The sequence below is a fragment of the Streptomyces sp. NBC_01428 genome (genome assembly GCF_036231965.1).
Classification (GTDB): Bacteria; Actinomycetota; Actinomycetes; order Streptomycetales; family Streptomycetaceae; genus Streptomyces.
This window is the reverse complement of sequence record NZ_CP109499.1, coordinates 6,014,936-6,032,011: the sequence shown is the minus strand read 5'-3', so window position 1 is coordinate 6,032,011 and position 17,076 is coordinate 6,014,936. Positions and strand designations below refer to the sequence as shown.

At 74.1% G+C, this 17,076-nt stretch carries 13 protein-coding genes; 6 read left to right on the top strand and 7 right to left on the bottom strand.

The features are described 5' to 3' along the window. Positions 1-84: 84 nt before the first annotated feature. Entirely contained in the window at positions 85-885 is an 801-nt protein-coding gene (locus OG406_RS26140) for a hypothetical protein (protein WP_267050804.1), read from the bottom strand. 1 nt (position 886) lies between these two features. After that, positions 887-1,414: a sigma-70 family RNA polymerase sigma factor gene (locus OG406_RS26135; protein WP_164369313.1), complete on the bottom strand. Its 528-nt coding sequence runs from the start codon at positions 1,412-1,414 to the stop codon at positions 887-889. 304 nt (positions 1,415-1,718) lie between these two features. On the opposite strand from OG406_RS26135, the gene OG406_RS26130 reads away from it, so the two are divergent. The 3 genes from OG406_RS26130 to OG406_RS26120 all read left to right on the top strand — a co-directional run bounded on the left by OG406_RS26130 (position 1,719) and on the right by OG406_RS26120 (position 5,495). Then, on the top strand, positions 1,719-2,744 hold the full coding sequence (locus OG406_RS26130) for an aspartate-semialdehyde dehydrogenase (RefSeq protein ID WP_329188074.1): 1,026 nt from the start codon (positions 1,719-1,721) through the stop codon (positions 2,742-2,744). A 290-nt stretch (positions 2,745-3,034) separates the two neighbouring features. Then, positions 3,035-4,525, top strand: coding sequence for a sigma-70 family RNA polymerase sigma factor (locus OG406_RS26125; RefSeq protein WP_329188073.1), 1,491 nt, complete (start codon positions 3,035-3,037; stop codon positions 4,523-4,525). A 193-nt stretch (positions 4,526-4,718) separates the two neighbouring features. After that, entirely contained in the window at positions 4,719-5,495 is a 777-nt protein-coding gene (locus OG406_RS26120) for an SDR family NAD(P)-dependent oxidoreductase (protein ID WP_164369310.1), read from the top strand. 129 nt (positions 5,496-5,624) lie between these two features. Here the strand turns inward: OG406_RS26120 and pepN are convergent, their stop codons facing one another. Next, positions 5,625-8,204 carry an aminopeptidase N gene (gene pepN / locus OG406_RS26115; protein ID WP_329188071.1) on the bottom strand — a complete coding sequence of 860 codons (2,580 nt, stop codon included), beginning with the start codon at positions 8,202-8,204 and terminating at the stop codon, positions 5,625-5,627. Positions 8,205-8,316: 112 nt separating this feature from the next. On the opposite strand from pepN, the gene OG406_RS26110 reads away from it, so the two are divergent. Continuing rightward, positions 8,317-8,793 (top strand): DUF1203 domain-containing protein, encoded by a 477-nt coding sequence (locus OG406_RS26110; RefSeq protein WP_329188070.1) that lies wholly within the window; start codon positions 8,317-8,319, stop codon positions 8,791-8,793. Between the two features lie 31 nt (positions 8,794-8,824). Here OG406_RS26110 and OG406_RS26105 read toward each other — a convergent pair whose 3' ends face one another. Next, the gene (locus OG406_RS26105; RefSeq protein ID WP_329188069.1) at positions 8,825-9,835 is read right to left on the bottom strand and encodes an EamA family transporter; all 1,011 of its coding nucleotides are present in this window, start codon (positions 9,833-9,835) and stop codon (positions 8,825-8,827) included. A 227-nt stretch (positions 9,836-10,062) separates the two neighbouring features. Between OG406_RS26105 and OG406_RS26100 the strand changes: the two genes are divergently transcribed. Continuing rightward, the gene (locus OG406_RS26100; protein WP_164369306.1) at positions 10,063-10,560 is read left to right on the top strand and encodes a MarR family winged helix-turn-helix transcriptional regulator; all 498 of its coding nucleotides are present in this window, start codon (positions 10,063-10,065) and stop codon (positions 10,558-10,560) included. A gap of 151 nt (positions 10,561-10,711) precedes the next feature. Here the strand turns inward: OG406_RS26100 and OG406_RS26095 are convergent, their stop codons facing one another. From OG406_RS26095 to OG406_RS26085, 3 genes are read right to left on the bottom strand one after another with little or no spacing between them, the layout of a single operon-like run. Then, positions 10,712-10,951, bottom strand: coding sequence for a hypothetical protein (locus OG406_RS26095; protein ID WP_266613727.1), 240 nt, complete (start codon positions 10,949-10,951; stop codon positions 10,712-10,714). 57 nt (positions 10,952-11,008) lie between these two features. Further along, entirely contained in the window at positions 11,009-13,180 is a 2,172-nt protein-coding gene (gene malQ / locus OG406_RS26090; protein ID WP_329188065.1) for a 4-alpha-glucanotransferase, read from the bottom strand. Further along, the gene (locus OG406_RS26085) at positions 13,181-13,450 is read right to left on the bottom strand and encodes a hypothetical protein (protein ID WP_081221567.1); all 270 of its coding nucleotides are present in this window, start codon (positions 13,448-13,450) and stop codon (positions 13,181-13,183) included. A 454-nt stretch (positions 13,451-13,904) separates the two neighbouring features. Between OG406_RS26085 and OG406_RS26080 the strand changes: the two genes are divergently transcribed. After that, positions 13,905-17,000 (top strand): beta-N-acetylglucosaminidase domain-containing protein, encoded by a 3,096-nt coding sequence (locus tag OG406_RS26080; protein WP_443067150.1) that lies wholly within the window; start codon positions 13,905-13,907, stop codon positions 16,998-17,000. Positions 17,001-17,076 lie beyond the last annotated feature (76 nt).

The following is a 17,076-nucleotide window of genomic DNA, read 5'->3' as shown; positions in this document are numbered from 1 at the left end:
TCGCCCGCCCAGGCCGCCGGTCACCGTCGCCGTCGCCGTCGCCGGCCCACGCCACCCGTCACGGTCGGCGGGCCGGGCCGCCCCTCACTCCCCGCACTTCATGCCGCGGGACTCGGGCAGTGCCTTGACGATCCAGGAGCGCTCCCGGGCGATGGCCTCGTCCCCCGTGGTCCAGATGTCGGGGCCCGCCGCGCCGCGCGGGATGCCGACCAGCACCTCGTCGCCCTGGTGCAGCCGGGGGAAGACGTCCTTCTCCATCAGGAAGGTGATCTCCTTCTCGCCCTTGGCCGGCTTGTAGTAGTGGTAGACGTCGAGGGTGATCCGGTCCTGTCCGGTGCCGGGTTCCTGGCTCACGCGGGCGACCGTGCCCTCGGCCACGAGCCGGGAGCAGGCGAGGTAGCCCGGCGCACTGAGCAGACTCCCGCCGGTGTCGGCCCTCTTGGAGTCGGCGGATGACGTGTCGTTCGCTCCGGCCCCGCCCTGCGCGACCAGCCAGCCCATGCCGACGACCAGGGAGGCCACCGCGGCCGCCGCGAGGGCGCCGACGGCGAACGCGCCGCGCCGGCGGGAGCGGCCCGGGGCACTCCCCGGACGTCCCTGTCCCGGCCTCCCGGTGACCGTGGGCGTCTTGGCACCCGCCGGTTTCCCGGCCTTCCCGGCCTTCCCGGTCTGCCGGGCCTTCTTGGCGGCGTCGGCGGTCCCGGTGCTGTTCCCGGGGTCCGCCAGAGCGTCCCCGATGACGATCAGCTGCTCCCGGAGCATGTCCACGTCCTCGCGGGCCGCACGGTGCTCGGCCATGAACACGACGTCGTCGCGGGCACCCTGGGGTAGTGACGCGTCCGTGATCGCGGCCAGCAGCGCGTCGACCCCTTCGTACTCGGCCACGTCACACCACCTCGTCCTCGTGCAGGCGGGCGCGCAGCGCGCGGACCGCCGTGTGCAGCCTGCTCTTGACCGTGCCCTCGGGTATGCCGAGTTCGTCGGCGATCCCGCGCACGGGCAGATCGGCGTAGAACCTCAGGACGACGACCTGGCGCTGGGCGTCGGGCAGTTCGTCCAGTCCCTGTGCGACGGCCAGCGCGAGCACGCTGGACTCCTCGTCGGAGGGCTGCTCCACCTGTCGCAGCGAGGCGAGGCGTTCACCGATCCGCTCCTGCCGGCGCTTCGCCCGGTGCCAGTCCATCGCCAGGTTCGAGGCGACGACCGCCGCCCAGGCGGACACGTCGCGCGGCGCCTCGTCCCCCTTGGCCGCGCGCTCCAGCAGCCGCAGCCGTACCTGCTGCACCCCGTCCGGCAGATCCGCCTGGGGCACCCCGCCGAGCGCGAGCACGGCCCGCACCCGGCGTTCCTGCGCCGCGTCCAGGGGGTCGTCCGCCCCCGGTGCGCGGCGTGGCTTTCTGCGCAGCACAGCCACCCTCCCCTCCCGCGTTTCCCCTAGGACGCCGGTGCGGGCCGAAACGTTCGGCCCACTTCGAGTCGTACGTCACACCGGACCGGAAACCATGACGGGGCCCACACCGTACGGCTTGCGGTTCCCCTTCGTCGCGGGGCGATTTCTTCGTACCCGGACGTCGGACCGCCGCAGGATCGGGCTCCCGGAGCCCCCTGGAGGCGTCCCGATCCTCGGACGGCACGGCGAAAGGATTGGACACGCGGGGCCGGGTCAGACGCATGATGGAAACGCTGGACCACGTAAAACGCACGCAAAGGGAGTCGCCGTGAGGGTCGGAATCGTCGGAGCCACCGGTCAGGTCGGCACAGTCATGCGCAGGATCCTCGTCGAGCGGGACTTCCCGGTCGACGAGCTGCGCCTGTTCGCCTCGGCCCGCTCGGCCGGGACGGTCGTCGACGGTGTCACGGTGGAGGACGCTTCCACGGCGGACTACTCCGGCCTGGACATCGTGCTCTTCTCCGCCGGCGGCACGACCTCGAAGGCGCTGGCCGAGAAGGTCGCCGCGCAGGGTGCCGTCGTGATCGACAACTCCTCCGCCTGGCGCAGGGACCCCGAGGTCCCCCTCGTCGTCTCCGAGGTGAACCCGCACGCGATCGCCGACCGCCCCAAGGGCATCATCGCCAACCCGAACTGCACGACGATGGCCGCGATGCCGGTCCTGAAGCCGCTGCACGAGGAGGCGGGCCTGGAGGCGCTCGTCGTCGCCACCTACCAGGCGGTGTCCGGCTCGGGCGTCGCGGGCGTGGCCGAGCTGCACGGCCAGGCCCTCAAGGTCGTCACCGAGGCCGACAAGCTGACCCACGACGGCGAGGCGGTCGACTTCCCCGAGCCGCAGGTCTACAAGCGGCCGATCGCGTTCAACGTGCTCCCGCTGGCCGGCTCCGTCGTCGACGACGGCCTGAACGAGACCGACGAGGAGCAGAAGCTCCGCAACGAGTCCCGCAAGATCCTGGAGATCCCCGCCCTCAAGGTCTCCGGCACCTGCGTCCGTGTCCCGGTCTTCTCCGGCCACTCCCTCCAGGTGAACGCCCGCTTCGCGCGGCCCCTCTCCGCCGAGCGCGCCACCGAGCTGCTCGCGGGCGCCCCGGGCGTCGTCCTCTCCGACATCCCGACGCCCCTCCAGGCCGCCGGCAAGGACGCGTCGTTCGTCGGCCGCATCCGCCGGGACGAGACCGCCGAGCACGGCCTCGCGCTGTTCGTCTCCAACGACAACCTCCGCAAGGGCGCCGCGCTGAACGCGGTCCAGATCGCGGAGCTGGTCGCGGCCGAGCTGAAGGACCTCCGGAGCTGACGTTCCGGGCCACCGGACGGTTCGGGAGGGGCGGGGTGCCGGCCGGCACCCCGCCCCTCCCGCGTCCCCGGCGGGCGCAAGGCGCTCCCGCGTCCCCCGCCGGCGCAGGGCGCTCCCGCGTCGCACGGGCAGGGGTCCCGCAGGGCGGCGGCCCGGCTCCGCACGAACGGCGGCCCGTGATCCGCGGGGCGCGCGGACGCCGGTCGGTTACGGCGCTTCCCCGGTGCGCGGGGCCTTCGAGCCGATAGCGTCACGTCGTCCCCGCGTGACGAAAGAGCCCGGAGGTCCCCGTGGTCGCCGACACCGTGTGCCCCAGTTGCGGGAAGCCCCTGCCCGGGCGGGCCGGACGCACGGGGCGTTCCTCCGTGTACTGCTCGGCGGCCTGCCGGCAGAAGGCGTACCGGGACCGCCGGGCGGCACCCGCCGACACCGTGCGCGGCCTGATCGCCGCGATCGGCCGGCAGGTCGAGGACCTGGTGCCGCAGCCTCCGTCGGTCTTCTACTCCGGTGTGAACGACCTGGCCTCCTCCGTCGGACAGCTGCGCCGCATCGCCCGGGTGGCCCGCGACTCGGCGACGGACGGTTCCGTCACGCCCGCCGCCGTGACGGAACCGGCGGTCCCTCCCCCGCCCTCGTCGCCCGCCTCCCCGGGAGACCCCGGCGGCCCCGGCTCGGGCTCGGGCTCGCCGGATTCCGTCACGCACGACCGCGTGACGCACGACCAGGCGACGCACGACCACGCGACGCCGGACTCCGGCCGGCGCGAGGCCCTGGCGCACGACTCCGGGGCGGAGTCCGTCCTCGACGAGAGCGGCTTCGCCGTGCTCGTCGAGCCGTACCGCCGCGAGCTGCGCGTGCACTGCTACCGCATGTCGGGGTCCTACGACGACGCGGAGGACCTCGTGCAGGAGACGTTCCTGCGCGCGTGGCGGGCCCGCGCGGGCTACGCCGGGAAGGCGAGCGTACGGACCTGGCTGTACCGGATCGCCACCAACGCCTGTCTGGACCTCCAGCGGCGCACGGCCCGCCGCCCGCAGCGCTACGAGCCGCTGCCCGGCATGAACCACGGCAGCGCCGAGCCCCCGGCCCGTGTCACCTGGCTGCAGCCCTACCCCGACGAGGACCTGCCCTCGGCACAGGAGCAGCCGGACGCGCTCGCCGTCTCCAGGGAGACCCTGGAGCTGGTGTTCCTGGCCGCCATCCAGCATCTGCCGGCCCGCCAGCGCGCCGTACTGGTCCTGCGGGACGTCCTCGGGCTGTCCGCCGCCGAGACGGCCGAGGCCCTGGAGATGACGGTGGCCTCGGTCAACAGCGCGCTGCAGCGCGCGCGGCCCACGCTGCGCGACCGGCTGCCCCGGCGCCGCACCGAGTGGACCGCGGAGACCGACGCCCGCGAGCGGGAGGTCCTGCGGCGCTACATGGCCGCCGCCGAGAGCCTCGACCTCACGCTGTTCACCGGCCTGCTCAGCGAGGACATCGCGCTCACCATGCCGCCGAACCCGTTCTGGTTCGTGGGGCGGGAGGCGATCACCGAGTTCCTGCGGATCAGCCTGGACCCGGCCTCCCCGATGTTCCTCGGGCACTGGCGCCACCTGCCCGCGCGGGCCAACGGGCAGCTCGCGGCCGGGGGTTACGTACGGCGCCCGGGTACGACGGTCTACCGGGCCCAGGTCCTGGACGTCCTGCGCATCGAGGGCGACCGCATCGTGGAGATCACCTCGTTCGAGCCGCACCTCTTCCTCGCGTTCGGTCTGCCGCTGCGGCTCCCGGCGGACCGATGAGCGGCCCGGCGAGCGGCCGGGCGAGCGATGCGGCGACCCGTCCGCCGAGCGGTCCGCGCCGTGGGACGGACGCCGACCGATGAGTGGGGCGGGGGCGTGACGTCTGTATGACCGACGCGTACGGCCGACCGGCACGGCCTGCCCTACGCGGACACAGGACCCATACGGCGAACGAACACCTCAGGAGATCACCATGCTGCTCACCGACAAGACCGCGGTCGTCTACGGCGCGGGCGGATCCATCGGCGGCGCCGTCGCCCGCACCTTCGCCCGCGAAGGCGCCCGTGTGCACCTGGTGGGGCGCACGGCCGACACCCTGGAGACGGTGGCCAAGGACATCACGGCGGCGGGCGGGCACGCCGAGACCGCCGTGCTCGACGCGCTGGACGAGGCGGCGGTCGAGGCGCACATCGCCTCGCTGGACGCCCTCGACATCTCCTTCAACCTGGTCACACGCGGCGACGTGCAGGGCCTGCCGCTGGTCGACCTGTCCGTCGAGGACTTCGTACGGCCCGTCGAGACCGGCGTCCGCACCAACTTCATCACCGCCCGCGCCGCCGCCCGGCGCATGGCCCGCTCCGGCTCGGGCGTGGTCCTCACCCTCGACAGCGGTTCCGCGCACGGCAGTCCGATGATGGGCGGCACCGGGCCGGCGGACGCGGCGATCGACACGCTGGTGCGGAATCTGGCCACGGAGCAGGGACCGCACGGCCTGCGGGTCGTGGGCCTGTGGGCGGCCGGGGTGCCCGAGACGCTGACCCGGGAGAAGCTCGCCGCCGTCGACAGCAACATGAACCTCGACGACGCGGCCCTCCAGGGGCTGCTCGCGAACCTCGCCGGGATGCGCATGACCCGCCGCAACCCGACCCTCGCCGAGATCGCCGCCACCGCCGCGTTCCTCGCCTCGGACCTGGCGGGCGGTATCACGGGGACGTTCGTCAACGTCACGGGCGGAATGGTCCCCCACTGACCGGTACGGACCGGTGCCGACCGGCCCCTGCCACGGGTGGCGGGACGACGGCGTGCGGGAATACGACGGCGGGCGGGGAGACCGGTCCGCTCTCCCCGCCCGCCGTCACGGTTTCCCGTCGGGCACGTCCTACGCGGTGGCCCCCTGCGCGTCGGCCGCCTGGGCCTTCAGCGCCCGCTCGACACCCGAGCGGGACTCCGAGACGAGGCGGCGCAGGGCGGCGCTGGGCTCGGCCGAGGCCAGCCACTCGTCCGTCTTCGCGAGGGTCTCCTCGGAGACCTGCACGGACGGGTAGAGACCGACGGCGACCTGCTGCGCGATCTCGTGCGAGCGGCCGTCCCAGATCTCCTTGACCACGGCGAAGAACTTGTCCGTGTACGGGGCGAGCAGCTCACGCTGGTCGGTCTGCACGAAGCCGCCGATGACCGCTTCCTGCACGGCGTTCGGGAGCTTGTCGGACTCGACGACCGAGGCCCACGCCTCCGCCTTCGCCTCCTCGGTCGGCCGGGCCGCCCGGGCGGTGGCCGCGTGCCGCTCACCCGCGGCCGTCCTGTCCCGCTCGTACTCGGCGGCGATCTCCGCCTCGTCGAAGCGGCCGACGGCGGCGAGCCGCTCCACGAACGCCCAGCGCAGCTCGGTGTCCACGGCGAGGCCCTCGACGGTCTCGCGGCCCTCCAGGAGGGCCTCCAGGAGGTCGAGCTGCTCCGGCGTGCGGGCGGTCGCCGAGAAGGCGCGGGCCCAGGCGAGCTGGTGGTCGCTGCCGGCCTCGGCCGCCCGCAGGTGCGCGAGGGTGGCGTCCGTCCAGCGGGTCAGCAGCGTCTCGCGGGCCGTCGGGTCGGCGTACAGCTCGATCGCCAGCTTCACCTGACGGTGCAGCGACTGGACGACACCGATGTCGGACTCCTTGCCGATGCCGGACAGCACCAGGGCGAGGTAGTCGCGGGTGGGCAGCTCGGCGTCGCGGGTCATGTCCCAGGCCGAGGCCCAGCACAGGGCGCGCGGCAGGGAGGACTCGAAGTCGCCGAGGTGCTCGGTGACGAAGGCCAGCGAGTCCTCGTCGAGGCGGACCTTGGCGTACGACAGGTCGTCGTCGTTCAGGAGGATCACGTCGGGGCGGCGCGTGCCGACGAGCTGCGGCACGGCGGTCAGCTCCCCGTCCACGTCCAGCTCGACGCGCTCGCCGCGGACGAGCTTGCCGCTGTCCGCGTCGAGGTCGTAGAGGCCGACCGCGATGCGGTGCGGACGCAGCGTGGGCTCGCCCTGGGCGCCGGCGGGCAGCGCGGGGGCCTCCTGGCGGACACCGAAGGAGGTGATGACACCGTCGGCGTCGGTCTCGATCTCCGGGCGCAGGATGTTGATGCCGGCGGTCTGGAGCCACTTCTGCGACCAGGTCCCGAGGTCGCGTCCGGAGGTCTGCTCCAGCGCGCCGAGGAGGTCGGACAGCCGGGTGTTCCCGAACGCGTGGGCCTTGAAGTAGGCCTGGACGCCGCTGAAGAACTCGTCCATGCCGACGTAGGCGACGAGCTGCTTGAGGACCGAGGCGCCCTTGGCGTACGTGATGCCGTCGAAGTTGACGAGCACGTCGTCGAGGTCGCGGATCTCCGCCATGATCGGGTGGGTCGAGGGCAGCTGGTCCTGCCGGTAGGCCCACGTCTTCATCGAGTTGGCGAAGGTGGTCCAGGAGTGCGGCCACCGGCTGTCCGCGTGGTGGGCCTGGCAGGCGATGGAGGTGTAGGTGGCGAACGACTCGTTCAGCCACAGGTCGTTCCACCACTCCATGGTCACGAGGTCGCCGAACCACATGTGGGCGAGCTCGTGCAGGATCGTCTCGGCGCGCAGCTCGTAGGCGGCGTCGGTGACCTTCGAGCGGAACACGTACTGGTCGCGGATGGTGACCGCGCCCGCGTTCTCCATCGCGCCCGCGTTGAACTCGGGCACGAAGAGCTGGTCGTACTTCTTGAAGGGGTACGCGTAGTCGAACTTCTCCTGGAACCAGTCGAAGCCCTGCCGGGTGACCTCGAAGATCGCGTCGGAGTCGAGGAACTCGGCGAGCGAGGGACGGCAGTAGATGCCGAGCGGCACGGACTGTCCGTCCTTCTCGTACACGCTGTGCACGGAGTGGTACGGGCCGACGATCAGCGCGGTGATGTACGACGAGATCCGCGGCGTCGGCTCGAAGGCCCAGACGTCGTCCTTGGGCTCCGGCGTCGGCGAGTTGGAGATGACCGTCCAGCCGGACGGCGCCTTCACGGTGAACTGGAAGGTCGCCTTCAGGTCCGGCTGCTCGAAGGACGCGAAGACGCGGCGGGCGTCGGGCACCTCGAACTGGGTGTAGAGGTAGGCCTGCTGGTCGACGGGGTCGACGAACCGGTGCAGACCCTCACCGGTGTTGGTGTACGCGCAGTCCGCGACGACGCGCAGGACGTTGCGCCCCTGCAGCAGACCGGGCAGGGCGATCCGCGAGTCCTCGAAGACCTGGGCCGGGTCGAGCGGGTCGCCGTTGAGGGTGACCTCGTGGACGGTCGGGGCGACCAGGTCGATGAACGACTCCGCGCCGTCCTCGGCGGAGTCGAAGCGCACCGTGGTCACGGACCGGTAGGTGCCGCCCTCCTGCGCGCCGGAGAGGTCGAGATCGACCTCGTACGAGTCAACGGTGAGCAGCTTCGCGCGCTGCTGCGCCTCTTCGCGGGTCAGGTTTGTGCCAGGCACGCGGTCATCTCCTCGTTATGTGTGGGTTGCGCCATCCTTCCACGGGACCCGCACGGAAGGCGATGTCCGTTTCCCGCCGGTGCCCGGCCCGCGCGGGCGCGAGCCTGGAGCCATGACGACGTACACCGCACGGCCCATCCCCCCGACCGTCCTGAAGGAGCTCCGCGACGGCGACGACGCCGGTCGCCCGGTCGTCGCGCTGACCGATCCGGAGGGCGGCGCGCCGCTGCGCTGCTGCCTGCGCCGCAGCGAACCCGGCGAGCGCATCGCCCTCGTCTCGTACGCCCCGCTGCGCCGCCGGGCCGCGCGGACCGGCACCGACCCGGGGGCGTACGACGAGCAGGGTCCGGTCTTCGTGCACGCCGACGACTGCGCGGGCCCGGCGGACGGGGATCTCCCCTTCACGAACGCCCACCGCGTCCTGCGCCGCTACTCGGCCGAGGGACACATCCTGGGCGGCCGGCTGGTGGAGACCCCGGACGCGTTCCAGGAGGCCTTCGGCGAGGCCTTCACCGACCCGGAGGTGGCGCTCGTCCATGTGCGGGCGGTGGAGCACGGCTGCTTCCTGTACGCGGTGGAACGGGGCTGAGGGGCGGCCGGCGAGGCGTCCGCCCGGAGGCCTACCGTCGCGAGCCCGGAGCCGACAGGTCCATCGTGTCTTCCGGAGCGTTCCCCTCGGCACGACCGACGGGCCGAGGGGCCTGTCGCACGATCGCGGCCCCCCTGCGGGAGGTGGCGGCGGTGGCGGCCGCCGCCGTGGCGGGTTCGCGGGTCCTCAGCTGGCCGAGGATCGTTGCACCGAACGCCAGCCCCATCCCGGCCAGTTGGAGTGGGGTGAGGGTCTGTCCCAGGGCGGCCCAGCCGATGACCGCCGCGGTGAGCGGTGAGAGCGGGCCGAGGAAGGTGACCTGGGTGGCGGTCAGACGGCCGATGCCGCGGAACCAGAGCCAGTAGGCGACCGCCGTGTTCGCCAGGGCGAGGTACAGGTAGCCGCCGACCGCGCGGCCGTCCAGGGCGGGCGGGGCCCCCTCGACGGCGAGGGCCACCGGCACGATCAGCAGCCCGCCCGCCGTCAGCTGCCAGGCGGTCAGCGCGAGCGGGCCGACCCCGTCGGGCCGGCCCCAGCGCTTGGTGAGCACGGTCCCCGCGGACATCGAGGCGGTGGAGGCGAGCGCCGCCAGGACCCCGACGGGGTCGAGCGCGCCCGCGGCCTTCAGGACGACGAGGCTGACCCCGAGCGCGGCGGCGACGCCGGTGAGGAGCGTACGGAGGGTCGGCCGGTCGGCGAGCAGCAGCACGGAGAGGCCCGCCACGAACAGCGGCCCGACCGAGCCGACGACGGCCGCCATGCCGCCGGGCAGCCGGTACGCGGAGAGGAACAGCAGCGGGAAGAACGCGCCGATGTTCAGCGCGCCCAGCACGGCCGCCTTCCCCCACCAGACGCCCCGCGGCAGCACGCGGGCGAGCGCGAGGAGCAGCAGCCCCGCGGGCAGGGCGCGCAGCGCGGCCGTGAACAGCGGCCGGTCGGCGGGCAGGAACTCGGTGGTGACCGCGTAGGTGCTGCCCCAGGAGACCGGGGCGAGCGCGGTGAGCGCGGTGAGCGCGGTCAGGGCGAAGCGGTTCGTGGCCATGACTATTAGCTTAGCCCTAAGCTAATTAGATGCAAGATACTTACTGCTGATCAACTTAGGGCCGGCCTACCTGCGCGGATCCGCCGGGCGGCGCCCCACTCCCTGACCTGCCGCTCCCTTCGCGCCGCTCCCTTCGCGCCGCTCCCTTCGTGCCGCCCCCTCGCACGCCGCTCACTTGCGGGCCACTTTCTTGCGGGCCACCTGCGGCGCGGCGGATACTCGGCCCCATGAGCACCCCCCAGGACCCCGTCGACGCGATCATCGAGCAGTGGGCCGCGGTCCGGCCGGATCTCGACACCGCCGCGATGGAGGTCTTCGGGCGCGTGTTCCGGATCTCGCGGGCGCTGGGCGACCGGATGGAGAAGGCGTACGCGCGCTACGGGATCTCGCGCGGGGAGTTCGACGTGCTGGCCACCCTGCGCCGCTCGGACGCCCCGTACACGCTCTCGCCCCGTCAGCTCTCGGCCACGCTCATGCTCACCACCGGCGGGATGACCGGACGCCTGGACAAACTGGAACGCGCCGGACTGCTCCGCAGGTCCCCCGATCCGCACGACCGGCGCGGCCTGCAGGTCACCCTGACGGACGAGGGCCTGCGGCTGATCGACGAGGCGGTGGGCACCGGACTCGCCGTCCAGACGGCCGCGCTCTCGGCCCTCGACGGCGACCAGGCCACCCAATTGGCCGCTCTGCTGCGTCCGTTGCTGGCCGCGACCGCCGACTGAACCTCCGCCGGACCGCCCGGAGCGCCCGGAGTCCCGGGAGCTCGGCCCGCCCGGCCTGCGGAGAACCCCGCGCGAACGCGTCGAGGGAGTCCCCGCACCCGGTGGGTGCGGAAACTCCCTCGACGGAGAGACGTGGTGGGGCGAGCGGCGCTCAGCCCTGCTTCGGCTGCTTGTCGGACTTGTCCAGGACCATCACCAGGCCGGCGATGACCGCGAACAGCACGAGCGGCGCCGCGACGTAGAGGCCCAGCGTGTCCAGCACGCTCAGCCCGTTGCCGGGGTCGTCACCGTCGTCGCGGGTCAGCGCGAGCGCGGGGGACGTCATGAGCAGCATCATCAGCGTCGTACCGGCGGCCAGGGCACCGGCGCGCAGAGCGTTCTTCTTGTCCACGGTGCAAACGTAGCGAACACCTGAAGGACGCGCGCGCCCGGGGGTGCCGTACGGAGGTCACGGCGCCCCTCCCGGCCCCGGCGCGGGCCCGCCGCCGACCTCGCCGACCGGGCTTCCGCCCGGGCCGCTCTCCGTCCGGACGACCTCCAGGAGGGCGTGCAGCCGGGGTGACGCGGCGAGGTCCTCCAGCGTGACCGGACGGCCCTCCGCGTCGGCGACGGGCAGCCGCCAGTTGGGGTACTGGTCCCACGTGCCGGGCAGGTTCTGCGGGCGCCGGTCCCCGACGGCGTCCGGCAGCCAGACGCCGATCATGTGGGCCGGGGTGCGCAGCAGGAAGCGGTGCACGGCCTGGATCTCGGCCTCCTCCGCCGACGCGGGGCTGCCGCCGGCCGGGCCGTGCAGCAGCCCGAGCCGGGACAGCAGGGCGAGCCACTCCCGGGTGTCCGCCGCGGCGGCGGCCCGCTCCTCGTCGAGGGAGCCGAGCAACAGGCCGAGGCCGGCGCGCAGTTCGACGTGTTCACCGGTGAGCCGGGCCGCGGTGGACGGCAGGTCGTGGGTGGTGACGGTGGCCAGGCAGTCGGCGCGCCAGCTCTCCGGGGGCAGCGGGTGGCCGTCGCCCTCCCAGTCCCGCTCGAACCACAGCACGGACGTGCCGAGCACCCCGCGCTCCTGGAGCGTCTCGCGCACCCCGGGTTCGACCGTGCCGAGGTCCTCGCCGATCACCAGGGTCCCGGCCCGGGACGCCTCCAGGACCAGGATCGCGAGCATGGCCTCGGCGTCGTAGCGGACGTAGGAGCCCTCCGTGGGCGGCTGCCCCTGGGGGACCCACCAGAGCCGGAACAGACCCATGACGTGGTCGATGCGCAGCGCGCCCGCGTGACGCAGAAGGGCGCGCAGGAGGCGGCGGTAGGGGGCGTATCCGGACGCGGCGAGCCGGTCGGGCCGCCAGGGCGGCAGACCCCAGTCCTGGCCCCGCGCGTTGAAGGCGTCCGGGGGCGCGCCCACGGACATGCCGGCCGCGAAGTGCTCCTGCTGCGCCCAGGCGTCGGCCCCGTCCGGGTGGACGCCGACGGCGAGGTCGTGGACGAGGCCGACGGCCATGCCCGCGTCGGTCGCCGAGCGCTGGGCGGCGCCGAGCTGGGCGTCGGTGAGCCAGGCCAGCCTGCTGTGGAAGTCGACGCGGTCCATCAGCTCGCCGCGCGCCCGGGCGGTCTCCGGCGAGCGGGGGTCGCGCAGGCCCTCGGGCCAGCTGCGCCAGTCGGAGCCGTGCACCTCGGCGAGCGCGTACCAGGTGGCGTGGTCCTCCAGCGCCTGGCCCTCCTCGGCGAGGAAGTCGGCGTAGGCGGCGCGCCGGCCGGGACCGAGCGGTACGGCACGCACCGCTTCCAGTGCCTCGCGCTTGAGTTCCCAGACGGCGTCGCGGTCGATCAGCGCGCCCTTGCCCAGGACGGACTCGCGCAGCTGCTCGGCCCGCTTCAGCACCGTGCGCAGCCGCTCGGGGTCCTCGACGTACGGGTACTCGGGGACGTCCTCGACCCGCAGGTGCACCGGGTCGGGGAAGCGCCGGGACGAGGGCCGGTACGGGGAGGGGTCGGTGGGGTGACCGGGCACGGCCGCGTGCAGCGGGTTGACCTGCACGAATCCGGCGCCGAGCGCGCGTCCCGCCCAGGCGGTCAGCTCGGCGAGGTCCCCGAGGTCGCCCATGCCCCAGGAGCGGCGGGAGAGAAGGGAGTAGAGCTGGACGAGCAGGCCGTACGTGCGTCCGGGCGGCGCGGGCAGCCGGGTGGGAGCGACGACGAGGTGGGCGTCAGCGGTGCGGCCGTCGGGCGCGGTGGCGTGCAGCGTGTGGACACCGGGGGGCAGCCCCTCGGCGGAGGCGCGGGCCTCGCCCTGTTCGGTGGTGACGCGCAGCCGGGTGCCGTCGGGCAGCGCGTCGAGCCCGGCGGGGGCCAGGCCGCCCCAGCAGACCACGGTCGGCGGCAGCAGGCGCCGGGCCGCTTCGGCCTCGTGGCGGGCGAGGGAGGCGGTGACGGCGTCCGGAGTGCTCGCGTCGACGCCGAGGGCGGCCAGGATCGCGACGAGCGCGGCGTCCGGGGCGGCGACCGTGCGGTCCGGGGAGGGGTTGTAGGCGGGGGCGACGCCATGCAGTTCGGCGAGCCGGGACAGGGGTGTCCGCGGTGCCGGATCCGACGGCGTCCGCTGCGGCTCGGCGGGCCCACTCGATGCCATCTAGAACCCCGACGCGGCGCCGGTGGAGGTGGGCTCGCTCGTCAGGTGCGCGGCGTCGGCCAGCGGCGGCTCGCTGGTCAGGGGTTCCGCGTCGGGCAGCGGGGGTTCGCTGGTCAGCGGCAGCTCCGTGCAGGCGCCTTCCGCGCTGAGCAGGCAGAGGTCGGCGGCCTCGGGCTCGGCGGACGCGCGTCCGCCGCGCTGGCCGGGGAAGGACGGCTCCGCGTCGCGTTTGGACAGGGCCGAGAGAAGCAGGTGAGCCGATGCGGCCACGGGGGCCTCCTTGGTCGAGTCGGGTACGGCGTCCGAGGGCATTCCGGCGGTCGGTGGCGTGCCGTTGCCGGAGAGGCATGCCCAGGCGGTCACCGCAGCCCTACCCAGCGGGCGCGACGGCAGACGTACACGGACGAACAACGTGCTTCTGGTCACACTCCGCTGCCGTCCCGTCCCTCCGGGCCGCCCCTCCAGGCTGGGGCAATCCTGACACTTCGGCCACTCTCGTTGACACCCCCACCACCCGGATGGTGGGCTCGTCGCCACTCCGGCGCGGTGGCCGGGCGGCTGGCTACGAGGGGGAAGCGTGCGGCTCCGGCGGGCGAAGGGGACGACCGCACTCGCGTTCGCCGTGGTCGCGAGCGCTCTCGGGACGGCTCCCGTCGCCGTCGCGGCGCCGCCCGACGCCGGTCCCGCGGCCTCCGCGGACGACGCGGGGACCACCGCCGGCGGTGTGCCCTCCGTGTGGCCGCGTCCGCAGTCGCTGCGCGCGAAGGGTTCCCCGGTCACCGTCCCCGACGAGGTCGTCCTGGTCACCGGTCCGGCGGGCGGGACGGCGGCCCCGTACGCCCCCGGCACGCCGCACACTCCGTACGCGCCCGGGGTCACCACCGACCGGCACGCGACGGCTTCCTCGGCTGCCCCCGGCACCTCCGACGGCACGCCCGACCCGTACGCCGTCGAGGCGTTGCGCTCGGTTCTGCGCGAGGCGGGCGCCCGGCGGATCGGCACGGCGCGCGAGGGGGACACCCTTCCTGCGCACGCCCTGGTGGTGCGGCTGGGTACGGAAGCGGCGGGCAGCGGGCGGTGGGGCGCGAACGGCGTCCCCGGTGCCGGTCCGAGCGCCCTCGAGCGTGCCCTCACGGCGCTCGGCGCGGCTCCGCGCGCAGACCTCCCCACCGGGGGCTACCGGCTGGCAGTGGGCCGGGTCGACGGCCGCGACACCCTCGCGCTCGCGGGCGTCGGCGAGGACGGCCTGTTCCACGCGGTCCAGACGCTCCGTCAACTCGTGCGCACGGACGGCAGGATCGCCGGGGCCGTGGTCCGGGACTGGCCCGGAACCGGTGTGCGCGGCACCACCGAGGGGTTCTACGGCAGCCCGTGGACCACCGACCAGCGCCTGGCGCAGCTCGACTTCATGGGACGGACCAAGCAGAACCGGTACGTCTACGCGCCGGGCGACGACCTCTACCGGCAGGAGCGCTGGCGTGAGCCGTACCCGGCCGCGCAGCGCGCGCACTTCCGGGACCTGGCCGAGCGGGCTCGGCGCAACCATGTGACGCCGGCGTGGACGGTGGCCCCGGGGCAGGCGATGTGCTTCTCCTCGGACGCCGACGTGTCGGCCCTCACCCGCAAACTCGACGCCATGTGGGCGCTCGGATTCCGGGCGTTCCAGCTCCAGTTCCAGGACGTCAGCTACAGCGAGTGGCACTGCGGGGCGGACGCGGACACCTTCGGTTCGGGGCCCGCGGCGGCGGCGCGGGCACAGGCGCGGGTGGCGAACGCCGTGGCCCGGCACCTCGCCGCCCGCCACCCGGACGTGGCCCCGCTGTCCCTGATGCCGACGGAGTACTACGAGGACGGTTCGACGGACTACCGGCGCCTGCTGGCGGGCGCCCTGGCCGAGGGCGTCGAGGTCGCCTGGACGGGCGTCGGGGTCGTGCCGAAGACCATCACGGGCGGCGAACTGGCCCGCACCCGCGAGGTGTTCGGCGGCCACCGGCTCGTCACCATGGACAACTACCCGGTCAACGACTATGCCCAGGACCGGGTGTTCCTCGGCCCTTACGATGGGCGTGAGCCCGCGGTCGCGACGGGCTCGGCGGCGCTGCTGGCGAACGCGATGCCCCAGGCCGAGGCCTCCCGCATCCCGCTGTTCACCGCGGCCGACTACGCGTGGAACCCGCGGGACTACCGCCCGCAGGAGTCCTGGAAGGCCGCGATCGAGGACCTCGCGGACGGGGACGCCCGGCGGTCCGCCGCGCTGCGCGCACTGGCCGGGAACGAGGCCTCGTCCGTCCTGGGCGGCGAGGAGTCGGCGTATCTGCGCCCGCTCATCGCGGCGTTCTGGCAGGCGCGGACGACGACCGACCGGGCCGCGAACGCGACGGCGGCCGAGCGGCTGCGTGCCGCGTTCACCGTGATGCGCGAGACCCCGAAGCGGCTCGCCGGACGCCCCGTCGCCGCCGAAGTGGAGCCCTGGACGGCGCAGTTGGCCCGGTACGGGGAGGCAGGCGAGACGGCCGTCGACCTGTCCGCCGCACAGGAGCGGGGTGACGCGACGGCCGCCTGGACGGCGTACCGCACCCTGGAGCGGCTGCGCACCGAACTCGCGGCGAGCGGGGTGACGGTCGGCAAGGGCGTGCTCGACCCGTTCCTGACGAAGGCCCGCTCCGCGTACCAGCGGTGGGCCGGGCTCGACAACGACCCGTCGGCCCGGCCCGGCGGACGGACCAAGCCCGGCGGGACGGCGGACGGGACGACGCCGAAGGGCGACGGCCGGGCGGACACCGGCGGCGGCACCCGGGACGACTCCGGTCACGCGCGGGACGACGCGCCCCGGCACGACGGCGGACAGCAGGACGGCGGAGCGCGCGAGGAGGCCGATCCCCGCACCCTCACCCTTGCGCACCCCCGGACGCTGACCGCCGTGAGCGTGCTCACCGACCCCGCCGCCACGGGATCCGTCGAGGCGCACGTGCCCGGCGAGGGCTGGCGGCGCCTCGGCCCGCTGACGGCCGGCGGCGCGACGGAGATCCACACGCCAGACGTGCGCACGGACGCGCTCCGGGTCAGCGGGCCCACCCGCGACCAGGTCCGGCATCTCGTGCCGTGGTTCGCCGACTCCCCCGCCGCCGCACTGGAGTTGACCCGCTCGACGGCGGACGCGGAGATCGGCGGCAGCCTGCGGGTGACGGCCCGGATCACCTCACTGCGCCCCTCCGACGTCCGCGGCGAACTGACCGCGAAGGCCCCCAAGGGCATCCGGGTCGAGGTCCGGCGGAGTTCCGCGACGCTCCCGCGCGGCGCGGTCGTCGACACCCCGGTCGAGGTCACGGTCGCGCCGGGCACCCCCTCGGGCACCTACGAGGTGCCGGTCACGTTCGGCTCCGAGACCCGCACCCTGACCGTCCGGGCCTTCCCCCGCACGGCGGGCCCCGACCTGGCGCGCAGCGGCACGGCCTCCTCGTCCGGCGACGAGACCCCGGACTTCCCGGCCTCGGCGGCCAACGACGGTGACCCGGCGACGCGTTGGTCCTCCCCCGTCGAGGACGGCGCCTGGTGGCAGGTGCGTCTGGCCGAACCGGCCCGCCTCGGCCGCCTCACCCTGCACTGGCAGGACGCCCACCCCTCCGCCTACCGGGTGCAGGTCTCCGCCGACGGCCGCGTCTGGCGCACGGCGGCCACCGTGACGGACAGCCGGGGCGGCCGGGAGGACGTCCGCTTCGACGAACGCGATGCGCGTTACCTGCGCGTCCAGGGCGTCAAGCGCGCGACCAAGTACGGGTATTCGTTGTGGTCGGTGGGGGTTTACGCGGTCGCGGACTGACCCGCGGGCCGGACACGGCTGCCCCCGGTGATCAATTTTCGGCGATCTTCCGGCCAGCTATTCACTCAGTACATAT

What these genes read in the sequence shown, in the direction of transcription:
- OG406_RS26110 (WP_329188070.1), top strand. Translation starts at nt 8,317, where the DNA reads ATGACGACGTACACCGCACGGCCCATCCCCCCGACCGTCCTGAAGGAG.
- OG406_RS26105 (WP_329188069.1), bottom strand. Translation starts at nt 9,835, where the DNA reads ATGGCCACGAACCGCTTCGCCCTGACCGCGCTCACCGCGCTCACCGCG.
- OG406_RS26100 (WP_164369306.1), top strand. Translation starts at nt 10,063, where the DNA reads ATGAGCACCCCCCAGGACCCCGTCGACGCGATCATCGAGCAGTGGGCC.
- malQ (WP_329188065.1), bottom strand. Translation starts at nt 13,180, where the DNA reads ATGGCATCGAGTGGGCCCGCCGAGCCGCAGCGGACGCCGTCGGATCCG.
- OG406_RS26120 (WP_164369310.1), top strand. Translation starts at nt 4,719, where the DNA reads ATGCTGCTCACCGACAAGACCGCGGTCGTCTACGGCGCGGGCGGATCC.